The organism is Opitutus sp., from assembly GCA_024998815.1.
In the GTDB taxonomy this organism is placed as follows: domain Bacteria; phylum Verrucomicrobiota; class Verrucomicrobiia; order Opitutales; family Opitutaceae; genus Rariglobus.
Window position 1 is genome coordinate 110,251 of sequence record JACEUQ010000002.1, and the last position, 14,750, is coordinate 125,000.

14 protein-coding genes (1 of these 14 running past the window's edge) are annotated in these 14,750 nt (G+C 59.7%); 9 read left to right on the forward strand and 5 right to left on the reverse strand.

The window, feature by feature from the left end:
* Positions 1-224 precede the first annotated feature (224 nt).
* The 4 genes from H2170_08350 (at position 225) to H2170_08365 (ending at position 3,520) form a co-directional block, all read left to right on the forward strand.
* Positions 225-458, forward strand: coding sequence for a DUF2892 domain-containing protein (locus H2170_08350; GenBank protein ID MCS6300099.1), 234 nt, complete (start codon positions 225-227; stop codon positions 456-458).
* A 243-nt stretch (positions 459-701) separates the two neighbouring features.
* Positions 702-1,094, forward strand: a complete 393-nt coding sequence (locus H2170_08355) for a rhodanese-like domain-containing protein (protein ID MCS6300100.1) — start codon at positions 702-704, stop codon at positions 1,092-1,094.
* A gap of 120 nt (positions 1,095-1,214) precedes the next feature.
* A complete protein-coding gene (locus tag H2170_08360; protein ID MCS6300101.1) occupies positions 1,215-2,075 on the forward strand; it encodes a M48 family metallopeptidase in 861 nt (286 codons plus the stop codon).
* A 71-nt stretch (positions 2,076-2,146) separates the two neighbouring features.
* Positions 2,147-3,520: a M20/M25/M40 family metallo-hydrolase gene (locus H2170_08365; GenBank protein MCS6300102.1), complete on the forward strand. Its 1,374-nt coding sequence runs from the start codon at positions 2,147-2,149 to the stop codon at positions 3,518-3,520.
* 171 nt (positions 3,521-3,691) lie between these two features.
* Here the strand turns inward: H2170_08365 and H2170_08370 are convergent, their stop codons facing one another.
* On the reverse strand, positions 3,692-4,711 hold the full coding sequence (locus H2170_08370) for a D-alanyl-D-alanine carboxypeptidase (protein ID MCS6300103.1): 1,020 nt from the start codon (positions 4,709-4,711) through the stop codon (positions 3,692-3,694).
* Between the two features lie 205 nt (positions 4,712-4,916).
* Here H2170_08370 and H2170_08375 point away from each other — a divergent pair, with 205 nt between their 5' ends.
* A complete protein-coding gene (locus H2170_08375; protein MCS6300104.1) occupies positions 4,917-5,573 on the forward strand; it encodes an acetate uptake transporter in 657 nt (218 codons plus the stop codon).
* A gap of 44 nt (positions 5,574-5,617) precedes the next feature.
* Here the strand turns inward: H2170_08375 and H2170_08380 are convergent, their stop codons facing one another.
* The 3 genes from H2170_08380 to H2170_08390 form a co-directional block, all read right to left on the reverse strand.
* Complete coding sequence (locus H2170_08380) at positions 5,618-7,777, reverse strand: DUF3488 domain-containing protein (GenBank protein MCS6300105.1); 2,160 nt, start codon at positions 7,775-7,777, stop codon at positions 5,618-5,620.
* Between the two features lie 49 nt (positions 7,778-7,826).
* Positions 7,827-8,849: a DUF58 domain-containing protein gene (locus H2170_08385; GenBank protein MCS6300106.1), complete on the reverse strand. Its 1,023-nt coding sequence runs from the start codon at positions 8,847-8,849 to the stop codon at positions 7,827-7,829.
* 256 nt (positions 8,850-9,105) lie between these two features.
* On the reverse strand, positions 9,106-10,077 hold the full coding sequence (locus H2170_08390) for a MoxR family ATPase (protein ID MCS6300107.1): 972 nt from the start codon (positions 10,075-10,077) through the stop codon (positions 9,106-9,108).
* Positions 10,078-10,973: 896 nt separating this feature from the next.
* Here H2170_08390 and H2170_08395 point away from each other — a divergent pair.
* The 3 genes from H2170_08395 (at position 10,974) to H2170_08405 (ending at position 13,289) form a co-directional block, all read left to right on the forward strand.
* The gene (locus H2170_08395) at positions 10,974-11,432 is read left to right on the forward strand and encodes a helix-turn-helix domain-containing protein (protein ID MCS6300108.1); all 459 of its coding nucleotides are present in this window, start codon (positions 10,974-10,976) and stop codon (positions 11,430-11,432) included.
* 117 nt (positions 11,433-11,549) lie between these two features.
* Positions 11,550-12,464 carry an aminotransferase class IV gene (locus H2170_08400; GenBank protein ID MCS6300109.1) on the forward strand — a complete coding sequence of 305 codons (915 nt, stop codon included), beginning with the start codon at positions 11,550-11,552 and terminating at the stop codon, positions 12,462-12,464.
* A gap of 258 nt (positions 12,465-12,722) precedes the next feature.
* Positions 12,723-13,289: a DUF2937 family protein gene (locus H2170_08405; protein ID MCS6300110.1), complete on the forward strand. Its 567-nt coding sequence runs from the start codon at positions 12,723-12,725 to the stop codon at positions 13,287-13,289.
* Positions 13,290-13,392: 103 nt separating this feature from the next.
* Here the strand turns inward: H2170_08405 and H2170_08410 are convergent, their stop codons facing one another.
* Complete coding sequence (locus tag H2170_08410) at positions 13,393-14,313, reverse strand: LysM peptidoglycan-binding domain-containing protein (protein ID MCS6300111.1); 921 nt, start codon at positions 14,311-14,313, stop codon at positions 13,393-13,395.
* Positions 14,314-14,389: 76 nt separating this feature from the next.
* On the opposite strand from H2170_08410, the gene H2170_08415 reads away from it, so the two are divergent.
* Positions 14,390-14,750 carry the start of a KpsF/GutQ family sugar-phosphate isomerase gene (locus H2170_08415; GenBank protein ID MCS6300112.1) on the forward strand. It continues 629 nt past the right edge of the window, so 361 of the gene's 990 nt are visible here — the first part of the coding sequence; it begins with the start codon at positions 14,390-14,392; its stop codon lies off the right edge, out of view.

Here is a 14,750-nt window from a genome sequence, read left to right on the forward strand (position 1 = left end):
ACATGGCTAACCAACGCAGTTTAGCCGCAAAAGAACGCAAGGAACGCAAAGAATAGGACCTGTATTGCTATGCGTTCTCTGCGTTCTTTCGCGGCTAAAAGGATCGAAGTATTCGGTTGATTTTACAGGGACGTCAGATCCGAAAACTCCAATTTTACTGCCTACTAGCCAACTCCTTCCGTCCTTGTCTCCTCCCACACTCACACCGCCCTCCCTTTCCTCCCATGAAAACCAACATTGGTTCTGTTGATCGCATTATTCGCCTCGTTATCGGCTTCGCGCTACTGGGCGTCGGCCTCGTGCTCCAATCCTGGTGGGGCCTCGTCGGCCTGATTCCAATCCTGACCGCCGTGGTGCGGATTTGTCCCGCCTACATTCCCTTCGGAATCAAAACCGGCTCCTGCTCTTGCTCGTGCTCCAGCTCGGGCGAAAAACCCTGCGAGACGCCCAAAAAGTAATCACCACGCCCCTGCTTCATCCGCCACTCCCGGTACTCACCCCGTTCAAGTTAACACCCATTCGCGTTCACGATGGGCATCGCAAAATCGATTCCTAGCGTGTGGACACATTCGAACAGCACACCCCTGCGCTCACGCGCAAGGCCACGCGGAGCGGGGATTACGAATCGTGCATCCTTGAGCGTGCGCCCAAGGATGCACGTAAGTCTCAACTTAAAAGCCAATTAGCATAGCGCCATTCCCATGAAAACATTCCTACTCATCGCCCTCGTCATCGTTGTGTTCTTCTTCGTCCAGCGTGCTCTGGTTGGGCCGATCCTTACGCCCGAGGAGGCCGCCCGCCGGGTCGCCGCCGGCACCGCGGTGTTGATCGATGTGCGCGAACCGGCCGAGTGGCGCGACGGCGTGGTCAAAGGCGCGCTTCTGCTACCGCTCAGCGACCTGCAGGGCGACCGCCTTCAGTGGAAACCGGTGCTGGCGGCCAACGCCGACAAAGAGCTGATCCTGTATTGCCGTTCGGGTAACCGCTCCGGCATCGCCGTCCGTCTGCTCGCCGGCGAGAAGTTCAAGACCGCCAACGCCGGCGGTTTCTCGGCCTGGAAAGCCGCCGGCCAACCCGTGGTTATCCCAAAATAAAACCTCAGGGCCTTGGCATAAAAACGCCGATAACGCCGCTCCGTGCGTTGGCCCAAAAACCGGTCGGTGCTGAGTGCGGGATTGCGATCGCGTCCGTCCTCGGCTCATTTTTCGCCCACGATGAAAACAGCTCGGTTAATGGGATATGCGTTCGCTGCGGTGGCTGCGTTGGGGCTTTTGACGGGTTGCACCACGGTCAAAGAGACCGGGCGCTCCCAGCTCATGCTGGTTTCGCCCAGCGATGAGGCGAAGATGGGACTCTCCGCCTTCGCCCAGATTAAGAAGTCGGAGAAAATCTCCACGGACCCGGTTCTCAACGCCCGGATTCAAACCATCGGCAAGCGTATCGCCGGTTCCGTTGGTCGCGAAATCCCCAACGCGCAGTGGGAGTTCGTGGTGTTTGATTCGCCCGCGGTGAACGCCTTCGCGCTGCCCGGGGGCAAGGTGGGCGTTTACACCGGTCTCATTAAACTGTCCGCCAGCGACGACGAGATCGCCATCGTCATGGGCCACGAAATCGCCCACGTGACCTCGCGCCACGGCGCTGAGCGCACCTCGCAGAACTATGCCTTCATCGGCGTAGGCCTGGCCGCCGCCGTCGCGATGGAAACTCAACACGTTGACCCGGCCAAACGTAACCTCGCGCTGGCCGCCTACGGTTTGGGCGCCACAGTCGGTTATATGCTGCCCTATTCCCGGCTGCATGAGAACGAAGCCGATAGCGTGGGCCTGCGCTTCGCCGCGGGTGCCGGCTACGATCCGCGCGCGGGGGCGACCTTCTGGCGCAAGATGGCGGCGCAGGGCGGCGCCAAACCGCCCGAGTTTTTGTCGACGCATCCCTCGGATTCGACCCGCATTGCCAACCTCCAAGCGCTCGCGCCCCAATACGTGCCGCTTTACCAGCAGAGCAAGGCGCGGTTTCAGGCGGCCAACCAGGCCTCCGAGCAGGCGGAAATGAATTCGTTTATGAAGGGTAAGTAGCCCCGGGAAGCCGGCGTTTTTTGGCGAAAACAAGTCTGGCCCACGTTCGGGCCAGTGTTCACGTTCGCGGCATGTTTGACCCTGTTGAAAAGCTGAAGGAATTCATCCGCCACCCCAGTGTTTCCGCCGATCCGGCGTTTAAGGCCGGCATGCAAGGGGCGCTCGATTTCGCCACCGGCCTGCTCGCCTCCATCGGCTTCGAGGTCGAGGTGGTGAAAACCGCTTTGCACCCGATCATCCTGGCCACGCGTGGCACCAATCTGGACTGGCCGCATGTCATCATCTATGGCCATTACGACGTGCAGCCGGCCGATCCGCTGCACCTATGGCAATCGGCCGCCTTTGAGCCGGAAATCCGCGGCAACCGCCTCTACGGCCGCGGTGCAGCGGACAACAAGGGCCCACTGATGGTCCACATCGCCGCAGTGGGGCGGTTGCTGGAGCGCCGCCCCGACTTGCCGCTGCGCATCACCTTCATGATCGAGGGCGAGGAGGAGATGGGCAGCCCGAGTTTCCCCAAGTTTCTCGAAGTCTACGGCGAGCGCCTCAAGCAGGCGGATCTGGTTTATCTTTCGGATACGCTGCTGCCGAGCGAGGACCAGGTGGTGATCACCTGCGGACTGCGCGGGCTGGTGTTGTGCGACGTGGTCGTGACCGGGCCGAAGGGCGATTTGCACTCAGGGCTGCACGGCGGAGTGTTGCGCAACCCGATCCAGGCGGTCGCCGAACTGTGCGCCTCGCTGCACAACCCGGACGGCAGTGTGAACATCGAGGGGTTTTACGACGACGTCATGCCCGTGGAGCCGTGGGAAAAGGAGCAGATTAAAAAGCTCGGCGGCGACTCCGAGGCGTACCGGAAGTTTTTGGGGATTCCGGCGTTTTACACGGCCAAGGGCGCAACCCCCTTTGAGGCAACCCGCGTGCTGCCCACGCTGGAATTTAACGGAATCGGCGGCGGTTATCAGGGCGAAGGCACCAAAACGGTTATCCCTAGCAAGGCCTTCGTGAAAATCAGCTGCCGACTGGTGGCCAACCAGAATCCCGCGGTGATCCGCGACCTGCTGTATAAAACCATTCGCGAGCGCATGCCCAGCGACGTGACCTTTGAGATCGTCGACCAACACCAGGGCATGCCCTACGTCGTCGTTCCGCCGGATCGCTCCAACACCCCGGCCGGCCAATCGCCCGTGCTGGCCGACGCCTTCCGCGCCGCCGACAGGGCCATCGCCGACGTTTTCGGCAAACCGCCGCTGTACCTGCGCGAGGGCGGCAGCGTGCCGATCATCGCCGACATCAAGCGTATGACCGGACTGGATTCAGTGATGATCGGGTTGTTCCTGCCGGAGGATAACCTGCACGCGCCCAACGAGAGTTTTAACCTCGATGTCATGGCCAAGGGCATGCGCACCTCGGAGCGCATTCTTGAGGCGATCGCCGACCGTTGAGGCCGCGTCGGAGAAAAGGGGACGGAAAAAGTAGCGCAGACTTCCAGTCTGCTCCGGGCGACTGGGAACGCGCCTAAGCAGACTGGAAGTCTGCGCTACTTTTCGGAGCCGATTTGCGCGAGGCCTGGCCTCGGAGGCTGCCGGGGCGCAACGGAGTTACGCCCAACGGACTTACTTTTTCTTCGGGCCGAAGTTGAATTTCACCATCGGCTCATCGGCGGAGGCCGGCGCACCCGGGGTTCCCTCAGCAGCGCTCGCGCTGACGGGCGAGACGGGGGCAGCCCACGGCGCACCGACAAACGCCGGAGAACCGGCGGGCAAGGCCGCAAAGCTGCTGGAGATCAGTTCGATGGCTTTGCGGTCACGACTGGCACCGAGGTCGATTTTTCCCTCGGGGCCGAAAGATCCCATGATGACCACGATCACGCGGCGGTTGTTGCGCAGCGCGGTGGCACTCAGGCAATAACCGGCGCTGGCGGTGTAGCCGGTCTTGAGCCCGTCCACGCCGTCCACCTTCCCCATGAGCTTGTTGTGGTTGATCATGTGCTGGGGGCCCTTGGCACGCAGCGGACCGAAATCACGCGTTTTGGCCGAGGTGTACTTAAGGACGTCCGTCTTAAGAACGAGGTGGCGGCAGAGAATCGCGAAGTCACGCGGGGTGGTCAGGTCGCCTTCCATTATCTTGCGGCTGGAAGGCGGCAGGCCGTGGGGCGAACGGAAGGTGGTGCGGGTCATGCCGAGCTCCTTGGCCTTGGCGTTCATGAGTTCAACAAAGGCCTCCACGGAACCAGCCGCGGTGCGAGCGAGGGCATAGGAGCAGTCGTTGGCCGACTGAATCATCATCGCATAAACCATCTCTTCGACCGTGAACGACTCGGACGGATCGAGGTACACCTGGGTGCCGCCGATTTTGGAATCCGCCGCCGTCACCTGAATCTGGGTACCGAGGGTGAGGGCGCCGCTCTGGAGTTTATCGTGGAGCACGGCGTAGGTCATGAGCTTGGTCATGCTGGCGGGCGGGGTAACGACGTCGGCGTTCTCCTGCACCAGGGTTTGGCCGGTCATCGCGTCGATGCCGATGTAGCCTTTCCATTGGCCGGTTTTGGCGGGGGCCGCAGAGACAAACGGCGCGAAGGCGAAACTGAGGGTGGCGAGGACGGCCGCAAAGCGGCGGAAATACGCAGGTGACATGAAGCGAAAAGGAGGGGGATTTTCCCCCACGCGGCGAGCTTGAACAGCGGCCGGAGCGTGAATGCGGCGGTTTTTCGGGGGAGGCCGGGCGTGGACGGGTTCTAATCGAGTGGATTAGCGATCGATCATTGCGCGGTGGGTGGGTTGCGCGGGCTGGACAGGCCTTGGGGCCAGCCGTTGAGGTCGATGCCCCTTCCTTACAACCATGTCCTCCTCACACTCGTCCGCTCCCAAGTTGTGTAATCCCGCCGTTGTCGGCCTGGCTGGCTTCGGCCTGACCACGCTGATCCTTCAGCTCCACACCCTGGAGTTGGTCGGCCTCGGGCCGGTGATCTGGCTCGGCCTGTTTTTCGGCGGTTTGGCGCAGCTCATCGCCGGCCTGCAGGAAATGAAGACGGGCAACAATTTCGGCTACTGCGCCTTCACCAGTTACGGTGCGTTCTGGATTTCGCTCTGCGCGATGCTCATCGCCGGCCAGTTCGGCTTTCTCAAAGCCTCGACCACCGACGTGGGCTGGTTCTTGGTGGCGTGGACCCTGTTCACCGCGATTTTGTGGGTGGGCGCGCTGCGTATCCACGGAGCCATGGCGACCACCTTTACGTTACTCTTGGCCGGGTTTGTCCTGCTCGACGTGGGCCACTTCGGTTTCCCCATTCTGAATAAGGTGGCTGCCTACGTGCTCATCGCCTGCGCGCTGGGCGCCTGGTACATGATGGCGCGGATTATCCTCAATGAGCTCTACGGCCGCGAACTGCTCCCTGCGGGCAAAGCCTGGATCGGCGCGCGTGTGGTGGTGGCGGCTCGCACGGATTCACGGGTACTCGACGTTAAAGTAAAAACCTCTGCCGAGGTGACGGTTTAAACCAAAGTCCCCTCCGTGGCGCTTTGGCTTTAAACCGAGGCGCCTTAACGGCACGCGCGCCGGGCCCGACCAAAGGTCGCTCGTGCATCGGGCCAACCGGTCTTGGGCCCGTAACGCAGGCGCTCCAGCTCGGCCTGTAATGTTAACCCCTCAACGGTGCCGGCTCCCTGCGGTTGCGTCGCCTTGAGACGGCGCAACCAATGCCCCGCCTCCCGCCGTACCGGGTCGAGCCCCGTGTGCGTCAGGCCGTTGCGCCAACGCCGCCACCGGTCACGCAGCCAATAGGTCCAACCCAGCGCGACTCCGGCACCACCGACCACCACGGCCACGATTACCAGCAACCGCCGCAGATCCCAAGGCCGCTGCAGCCATTCGCCGGCCTCTTTGAGCAGGCGGCGGATCGACTGCTTGAGCTGCTGAGCACGGTTTTCGATCGCCACTTTGGCACTCCGCGCCAACTCGGCTTGGGCCTTCTGGTCGAAGTCCACGATGCGCCGGTACCAGAACACGCGCAGGCCATCGAGTTTCGCCGACCAACTCCGGTCGCTGATGCGGGCCAGGAGCGCAGCAGCGTTTTCCAGCCTGGCGTCCGGCGCCACTTCGGGCGCACCTGGCGTGGGGTCGACGCGCATCCAGGTTTGTTTTTTGGCGTCGAAGAGCTCGCACCACGCATGCGCGTCGGAATTGCGAATGGTGAGATTGCGGCTGGTGGTGTTCCAGCTGCCGCCACGGAATCCGGTGACCATCCGCGTCGGGTAACCCGCCGAGCGCGCCAGCAGCGTAAACGCGCCCGCAAACAGCTCGCAGTGCCCGGGTGCATCCGAATTCATCCAGCGCACCAGGGGATCGCCTGTCCCCGCAGCCAGCGTCATGCGCATCGAGTAACGGTGCGTCTGCGCCAGCCACTGGGTGGCGAGCCGGGCAAAGGCCGCCGCGTCATCGCTCGGCGCATTGAGCGCACCCGCCCAGGCGTCCAGACGTGCGCGGTCAGCCGAATCCAATTTGATCTCTAGGAACGACGGACGGGTTAACAACTCCCGTTCGCCGCCTGCCGAATCGCTTCCAGCTTTGCTAGCCTTACCCGCCACATCGCGGGGCGGCGAAACCTCGGGCGAGCCCAACTCCGAAGCGGGGCGTATTCCCTCGACGCGGTAGGCGAACATCTTGGCGGGCGTTTTGCCCAGGCGCAGCAGCCGCAGCGTGTCATGAATCGCGTAAGTCTGCGGCCCGTCGTTGAACTGCAGCCGACTGAAATCACCGAGCAGGGGCAAGTAATGCGACGTGCCACCCTCCAAATAAAAAGTCCACACGGAGTCGGAGGTGCTCGGCCGGGCGCCGCCGCTGATAATCTGCGCAGGTTGGCGCTGGTCGAGGAGCTGGCGCTTGAGCTGCTCCGAGGTGCTAAATGTTCCCTTCGCGTACTCATCGAGCACCAGCATGCGCCAATAGAGTTGGGCCGGGATTTGGGATGGATCTGAAACGTCCACGCTCAAGGCAACGCTGGTGTCCTGCTGGATGTCGGTCACGTCGCCAAAGCTGACGTTTTCACTGAACCCGGTTTTCGATTTTTGGGTGATCAGGTTATCGAGGAAAAGGTTGTTGCTGAATTCGAAGCGCGGCAGGGCAAAAAACAGCAGCGCCGAAAGCCCGACGACGCCTCCAAACAACCCCACCCCGAGCGTCGCCAGCCGCCAGTCGGTCGCCTCGCGCAGGCGTCGCGCCAGCCGCAGCCACTCCAGCTGCATCCAGACCGGCGGCGTTTGTAGGGAATAAACCACGACGGGGTGGCCGGACTCGGCGGCGTCGATCAGGTTCATCACCAGCAGCAGCACCAGCGTACAGCCGGTGAAGGCCACGATTTGAAACGCAAAGGCGAGCGACACCGAGAGCACGCCCGACATCACCACCAGGAACAAGCCGAGTACGATCAGCTGCAAGTCGTCGCGGCGGCGGCGCGTTGTCACGGCGCGGTAAAACAGCAGCATCAGTGACAGCCGGATGAGTGCGGGCATCACCTCTTTGCCGATGTAGTAGTCGGTTGCGGCCAGCGCTACAAAAAGCGGAAAAGCCAGCCGGTGCACCCAACGCGGGATGCGCAGGGTGAGCAACGGCCAGCGCAGCACCACCGGCACGCCGGCGGTGATTAACCCCAGCCACAACCACGCCTCCACCTCGACGTAGAGAACGCTCCACGCGGCGAGCATAGCCAGGGCTCCACCCAGCAGCCATTTAAGCTGGTGGAGCTCGCTAAGGTTAAGCTGTGGCCGCTTTTGTTCCATCGAGGTAAGCCGCCACGCCCCTTGAACCATCGGGGGCAAGCGTCATGAGATTGGTGCGCCGAGCCGAGGTCGACGCCGGGTGGTGACTCACCATGGCGGAGCTGGGTTTAACCAAAGCAAGGCGGTCGAGAAAGCGGTCGAGATCGTGCCGACGACGAATGGGCAAGAGCGGCTCGCCATCCAAGACGACGGCGACAAGGCGTCCGGCGCGGAAAAAATCCTCAGCGAGCGTGGCCGCGAGACTGCACATGAGTTCGAACTGATCGGGCCGCGGCCAATCCTCGACAGCCGTGCGAACCCACAGGACGTAGCCGGTCTGGGTTTCCGCAGCGTACTGGCGCACCATGAGGCGGCCCAGCCGGGCACTCGCCTTCCAGTGAATTTGGCGCTGCGAATCGCCGTGCACGTAACCGCGCAGTGCGAGCAAATCGCCGCCCATGCCCGCCCGTAACGACCGCTCGACCTGCCCCGGCTGGCTCCACGCCGTCGCCGGAAAGCGCTGGTAGGCCACCGGTGCCGGCCACACCAGCACCTCGCGCCTGAGTTGGCTGCTCAGGATTTTTTTAAGGAAGCCAAAGGGGAACAGCGAAACCGCGCGGTTAACCTCCACGCGAAGACGCCCGCGGGTTTCCGGACGCAGCGTCCACTCCAAGGCGGTCGTGACCTGCGGATCCAGGCGTTCGCGCAAGGCAAGCCGGAGGGGTGTTTTTTCGCCCTGCGTCGCGACATCGAACCACACGCCGTAGCAGGGCAACAGCCGCTTGCCGTTGTGCAACTCGATGGCGGCAGGGTGGTCTTTGCCCGCCCGCAGCGGAGCCTGAACGGACAAGCGCCAGGTGAGGTTGCGGAGATTTAACCAGGAAAGAATTCCGCTGAAAACCAAGCAGGCCAGCAGCAACGAAATCGCGATAAACAGGATGTTGTTGGACGTGTTGTAAGCCGCTACGCCAATACTCAGCGCGACTGCGACCACCACAGAACCAGGGACAGTCAGCATGAGCCTGTCTCCGCGTTTTGGGTAAACCAGCGACCACAAGATGGCACGCCAGCGATTGCGCTTAATCCCGCGTTTTTTCCGTCCCGTCGTTTGCCAATCGGTGAAGCCGGCCGTCGCGGGTCCAGGCGCGGCCGCTGAAGGCGGACGCAAGGGGGCGAAGTTACCTGCGGACAACGGCATGGCTCAGGTTTGGCGCGGGGTGTGGCGAAAGGCGAAGCGGGCGCGAAAGGCGCGGATGAAAAGCCGACGAGATGGGTCAGACCGGAGCGGTGATATTACCCACGATCCGGCGCAGGGCCGCTGTGATGGCGCGCCGTTCCTCCATGGGGTCGGAGCTTTGGCGCAGCAACGAAAGCCGATGCGCCAAGACAGGCACGACCAACTCCTCGACGTCCTCAGGCATCACGAAATCGCGGCCGCGCAACAGCGCCCGTCCCTGAGCGGCGTGTTTGAGGGCCAAACTTCCGCGCACCGAAATGCCTGCCTTGAATTCAGCCTCCGTGCGCGTCGCACCGATGATCTGCAGGATGTAACTGAGCACCGAATCCTCGATAAACACCTGCTGGCAGACCGCCTGCAGTTGCAGAACTTGAGCCGCGGTGGCGACCGCGTTGAGGGCGATACCATCATAAGCGCTGCGGGCCGCGCGAAGGATGTCGAGTTCGTCGGCCACCTTTGGGTAACCCATGTGCAGCCGCATCAGAAAGCGATCCATCTGGCTCTCAGGGAGTGGGAAGGTGCCCTCGTAATCCACCGGATTTTGAGTGGCGAAAACCATAAAGGGCGCGCCCACGTCGTGAGGTTCGCCGTCGATCGTGACCATGGCGCGGTCCATGACCTCGAGCAGCGCGGACTGAGTTTTAGGCGTCGCGCGATTGATCTCATCGGCGAGAACGACGTTGGCGAAAACCGGGCCTTTTTTGAAAACAAAGCGGCGCTCCAATTCGTCGTAAATGGACACGCCGGTTACATCCGAAGGCAGCAGGTCGCTGGTGAATTGGATGCGGGAAAACGCGCAATCCATCGAGCGGGCGAGCGAATAAGCCAAGGTGGTTTTACCCACGCCGGGCAGATCCTCGATCAGCGGATGGCCAGCGGCTGCGAGACAGATCAAAACTTGGTCAATCACCTCGTCTTTACCCTTAATAGTGAGGCGCATCGAAGTGCGTAGGCGGTCCAGCGTATGTTGGGCATCCTTGACCGCCTGGCCAGAAACGAAGTCGTTCATAAGGCCACGTTGACTAAAAGAAAACCGCCGTCAACGGACCCGCGGACAGTTGCGCAGATTGGCACGGAATTCTTGTTGGGCATATCCGTGACCACATCCCCCATCGGCTTTATAGCGCATACCAGCCAAAATCATCCACCCAATAGGGGGCTTTTATTGAGGCAATTTATCCAACGGCTACGTGAAAATCGGTGCCCCCCCCCCTTAATGTTATGCTGTGGCTATCGACAACCCGTTAGTGGTTCTAAAGGAAGCGCATTGCCTATGGTTAACACTCATTCGCGTTCAAGATACACCTAACTAAATCGACTTTTACAGGAGCGGCCGCCCTTTCGAAAACACCCTGCGCTAACGCTCAACGGTGACGCCCATTAAAATTGAATTCATAGCAATACCAGACGCTCCACCGGGTCACAACCGCCGCCATGTAACGTCAGATAATGGTTAGCTGACAAACAGAACGGCCTATACGAGGGTAACTTAACAACCCTACTCATCCCAATACTGATCAGCGCCTACAAGTTAAATCCCTGGCAAGTTCGACAACAACGAAACGTAAGGGCAACGCTTTACAGCGCAACACTACAGCAAACAATGAATTGGCCTTAGCCTGCGATCACCGCAAAACACAAAGCGCTCATACGCAAGATGCCGCCATATGATGCGCGCAATCGTGGGTCACTAAAACTCAACCTAGACGTGCGGCGGTAATGCCTCCCTCAGGCAGCACCAACCACTTACAATGGGGATATAAAAGCATGCTCAGCTCAAACCCACTTTATGTGCAATGATTTGCCTAAATCAACTATTCATCAGCCGCGAACTGAATAAAATATTATCTTTATTATAATAAAGACTTGCGCTGTTCATATGAACAGCACTTATTTCTTTTCGATATGTCATTTATTGATCAAATTGCCGAACTCGAAAAAGCTAAATCTAAAATCGCACAAGCTGAAGCCAAGCTTGTAGCTGATCGCACCACCGCTCTTGCTAAACTCCCTAGCGACTACGGTTTCACCAGCCTTAATGAATTCATTAAAGCGCTGACTGCTGCCGCTGGAAAAGCATCCAAGGGCAAGAAAGGTAAAGCAGCCAAGGCCGGCAAGGCTTCCAAGGCCCCCAAAGCAGCCAAGGCACCTAAAGCCGAAAAGCGCGGTCGCACGAAGATCACTCCTGAGCTCAAGGCCCAGGTGATCGAGGCCGTAAAGGCCGATAAGTCCGGCGCTGAAATCGCCAAGGCATTCGGCATCTCCCTGCCGAGCGTCCAGAATATCAAAAAAGAAGCCGGCCTGGTAAAGAGCCGCACTGCCGCAGCCCCCGCTGCTGTAGTTGAAGCCCCTGCCGCTTCCTAAGCTGCTTAAAAGCGTAAACGTTTCGCTGGATTGCCCCCGTGGTTCACGCCACGGGGGCTTTTTTTTACCGCTTGCGCCCACAGCCGTCGTGAGTGTGTCTTTACGGATTACATGAAGATGCCCGTCAATTTTATACAGGCCAATACCAACGGCCGCCTCCACCCCGCAGACGAACCGTCCCTATCGCCACTGAATCGCGGTTTCCTTTATGGTGACGCTATTTATGAAGTCTGGCGCACTTATAATGACGTGATATTCGCTTGGAATGAACATTGGCAGCGACTGGAAAGCTCCGCCGCCGCGCTGTACATGGATTTACCCTGGACTCAGTCGCAGATGCTTAAGGAAATCCAAAAAACCACCGCCGCTTGGCGTGAGCGAACAGGCAGTTTGGCAGAGCTCTATATTCGACTTCAAGTGACACGTGGCTGCGGGGCCATCGGGCTGGACGTTGCACTGGCCGATAAACCCGACTTCGTACTCTTGGTGCAGCCTTGCCCCTTATTGTCGGCCGCCCAAGAGTCCACCGGATTGCTACTTTCGTTGGCGCGAGGCTTGAAGCGAAACCACCCCGATACGCTTAACCCGGCGTGGAAGACGGGTAATTACCTAAACAACCTGCTTTGTCTGCGTGAAGCCAAGTCACGCGGAGCAGACGAAGTGGTGATCACCAATTTAGCCGGTGAGATCACTGAGGCAGCGGTGAGTAATATTGGATTTGTCCGCGAGGGTGCAGTGGTATTGCCGCCGCTCGAGGCTGGAATTCTAGCTGGGATTACACGGCGTATTTTGATCGATCGGGTTGCACCAAAAGCAGGTGTCCAGGTTTACGAGGAAGCTGTGCGCCCTGAAGATTTACCCAGCATGTCCGAGTGTTTTTTGACCGCGACTACAAAGGACCTGATTCCCGTAAGAGCCATCGACTCCACCTCCTTTAGTATCGGTACAGACACCATTACCATTCGCCTGAAGCGTGCTTTTGCCGACTATGTAGCCGACTATATCAAGCTACACCCGCAGCAGTTACTTTAAACCAAGGCAAAACCGTAGCTTTATTAACCTCAGTTAATAATGAGCCTTAAACCAGCAAGTTATTAGGCTAAAGAGGGGGCCAACCTGAGTCACTAAACATGACCTGCAGGACGGCCCTGGGTTTGACAGACTTTAATGGCACGAAACAGACAATTAAAATTCGGATACCTTCCTGAGTGCTCCAAAACTGAAATATCACAGTACACTTCTTCGATCGCCCCTTGCCCTTGAACAGGCAAATCCCGATTTTACCGAATCATGAGTTGGACTGCTCCATTCCGCCCTATTTTCCGCACCGTCGAAACCCTGTTCGACCGAGCTCTGTGTGTCGTCGGCGCCGTCGCTTTCGCTCAACTCCCGGAATTTATTCAACAATATAGGCAGCGCTTGGGCGGTCATCTGGACGAGGCTAGGCGCCAACTCGCTGAATTTGTCGCTATCGCAAGCCACGCCAAACTCAGCCTGACGCAGTTCATCGAACGGACTGCCACTAACCCCGATGCCACCGTTGCCCAACTCGGGGGCGTCATGCGCAACGCCGTCTTACGCGTTGACGAACTGGCCGCTGCAGATGCCGCCCTCAGACACGCCTCACTTTGGGCAAAACCGTTTATTTTCTTCAGGTACATCGACACGGGGATCGCGCGAGCAACGTGGGAAATTTACCGTCCCGCCGTACCCACCACCGGCGAAGGGCTGTTCTACGCCCTCGCCGGCATGCTCACCCTGCTCGGGCTTTACCATGGGCTGATTAGGTACCCAATAACTGCCGCTTGCGCCCGTAGGGGGCACGCCGAAACCACCACCGGTACAAGGAAACGCTAAAGGGAGATCACCACACTCAGCTCAGTCGTATCGTATTATCGACTACAGAATCATTCGGCTAATCCAGCCTGCTCCGCCGTCTGCCCCCCCCTGCCCTGCCCAATTAAGGAATAACCAAGGTTAGCCCGGGATGCAGCGCAGCGGCATTGGGCAAGACGCTTCGATTGGCCTGCAGGATGGACTGAACACGCGCGTTGTTGGCGCTGCCGTAGAAGCGCTTGGCGATCGAGTAAAGCGAGTCCCCTTTCTGAACCACATAACGCCTACCGCTGACGGGGACGGCCGGGGCGGGCGCAGGTACTGCGGGACGAGACGCCCTCAACGACACCGTCGGCGCCACCGTGACCGCAACCGGCTTCGGGGCAACCGCCACGACCACGGGTTCGGCTGCAGGCGCTTCGGCGCTGATAGGCGATTCGGCTGGGTTGATCGCCAACGGGGCGAGTGCATCGTTGGGCTCAGCGACAGAGCCCAACGGTGGGGCCGAGACGGACGAGGTAAGCGGCGAAAGGGCGGAGCGTGATGTATTAACCGCCTGAGTACGCACCCCAAGGAGCTGATCCTTGAGCTGAAGGTTTTCGCGCTGAAGTTGATCAACCCGGTCGAGCAGGTCGATTTTCTCCATCTGGTTATCCAACGGCTGGGCAGGCAAAGTGCGGGCAAACTCACGCGTTGCCGCGTCGATGCGCTGGCGCACCAAGTCGGACTGGGGCGAGTTGCGCTTCAATTCACGGAACCTGCGATAGTGGTAGATTGCCGCGATCGGATCCTTGATGTGCTGCTGGTAGAGGATGCCGATCTCCAGGTGCGACTCAGGAGCTTCGTCGCCGCGCATATCGACCACCTTTAGGAAGGACGCAAGTGCCTCCTGATTGCGCCCCTGGCGCAGCAGATCCTTGCCTCTGCGATAGTTGGGCTCGTCGATTTCAGCGGTAAACGGAGACGCATCATATCGCCCGCATCCCGCCGAAAACAGCAGTGCAGCCAGCGCACACAAACAAAGCGAAAAAAAGCGAAACCTCATTGGAGGCGGTAAAAGGGATTGAACGAAAAAACGTTCCTTCTAAGTTTCCTAGTCCGTCAGTCGACTCAAACTCTAAATGGCACTCGACACCAAAACCGTCCTCAGCCGCGCGCGCGACTGCATCAAAATCGAACAGGCCGCCCTTACGGCGACTGCACGCGGCCTGGACGATAAATTTGTCGAGGTCGTTCGTGCCGTGCAAACCGCCATCGAGGGCGGCCACAAACTCATTTTCACCGGTGTAGGAAAGTCCGCCCATATTGCCAACAAACTGGTAGGCACGCTCAACAGCACGGGCATTTCCACCAGTTTCCTCGATGCAACCCAAGCCTTGCATGGCGACCTCGGCATGTGCCAGGAAAACGACCTGGTTTTCCTCCTCAGCAATAGCGGCCAATCCGACGAAATCCTAAAACTGATTCCCGGCCTACGCCGCC

What these genes read in the sequence shown, in the direction of transcription:
- H2170_08350 (MCS6300099.1), top strand. Translation starts at nt 225, where the DNA reads ATGAAAACCAACATTGGTTCTGTTGATCGCATTATTCGCCTCGTTATC.
- H2170_08355 (MCS6300100.1), top strand. Translation starts at nt 702, where the DNA reads ATGAAAACATTCCTACTCATCGCCCTCGTCATCGTTGTGTTCTTCTTC.
- H2170_08360 (MCS6300101.1), top strand. Translation starts at nt 1,215, where the DNA reads ATGAAAACAGCTCGGTTAATGGGATATGCGTTCGCTGCGGTGGCTGCG.
- H2170_08365 (MCS6300102.1), top strand. Translation starts at nt 2,147, where the DNA reads ATGTTTGACCCTGTTGAAAAGCTGAAGGAATTCATCCGCCACCCCAGT.
- H2170_08370 (MCS6300103.1), bottom strand. Translation starts at nt 4,711, where the DNA reads ATGTCACCTGCGTATTTCCGCCGCTTTGCGGCCGTCCTCGCCACCCTC.
- H2170_08375 (MCS6300104.1), top strand. Translation starts at nt 4,917, where the DNA reads ATGTCCTCCTCACACTCGTCCGCTCCCAAGTTGTGTAATCCCGCCGTT.
- H2170_08380 (MCS6300105.1), bottom strand. Translation starts at nt 7,777, where the DNA reads ATGCTCGCCGCGTGGAGCGTTCTCTACGTCGAGGTGGAGGCGTGGTTG.
- H2170_08385 (MCS6300106.1), bottom strand. Translation starts at nt 8,849, where the DNA reads ATGCTGACTGTCCCTGGTTCTGTGGTGGTCGCAGTCGCGCTGAGTATT.
- H2170_08390 (MCS6300107.1), bottom strand. Translation starts at nt 10,077, where the DNA reads ATGAACGACTTCGTTTCTGGCCAGGCGGTCAAGGATGCCCAACATACG.
- H2170_08395 (MCS6300108.1), top strand. Translation starts at nt 10,974, where the DNA reads ATGTCATTTATTGATCAAATTGCCGAACTCGAAAAAGCTAAATCTAAA.
- H2170_08400 (MCS6300109.1), top strand. Translation starts at nt 11,550, where the DNA reads ATGCCCGTCAATTTTATACAGGCCAATACCAACGGCCGCCTCCACCCC.
- H2170_08405 (MCS6300110.1), top strand. Translation starts at nt 12,723, where the DNA reads ATGAGTTGGACTGCTCCATTCCGCCCTATTTTCCGCACCGTCGAAACC.
- H2170_08410 (MCS6300111.1), bottom strand. Translation starts at nt 14,313, where the DNA reads ATGAGGTTTCGCTTTTTTTCGCTTTGTTTGTGTGCGCTGGCTGCACTG.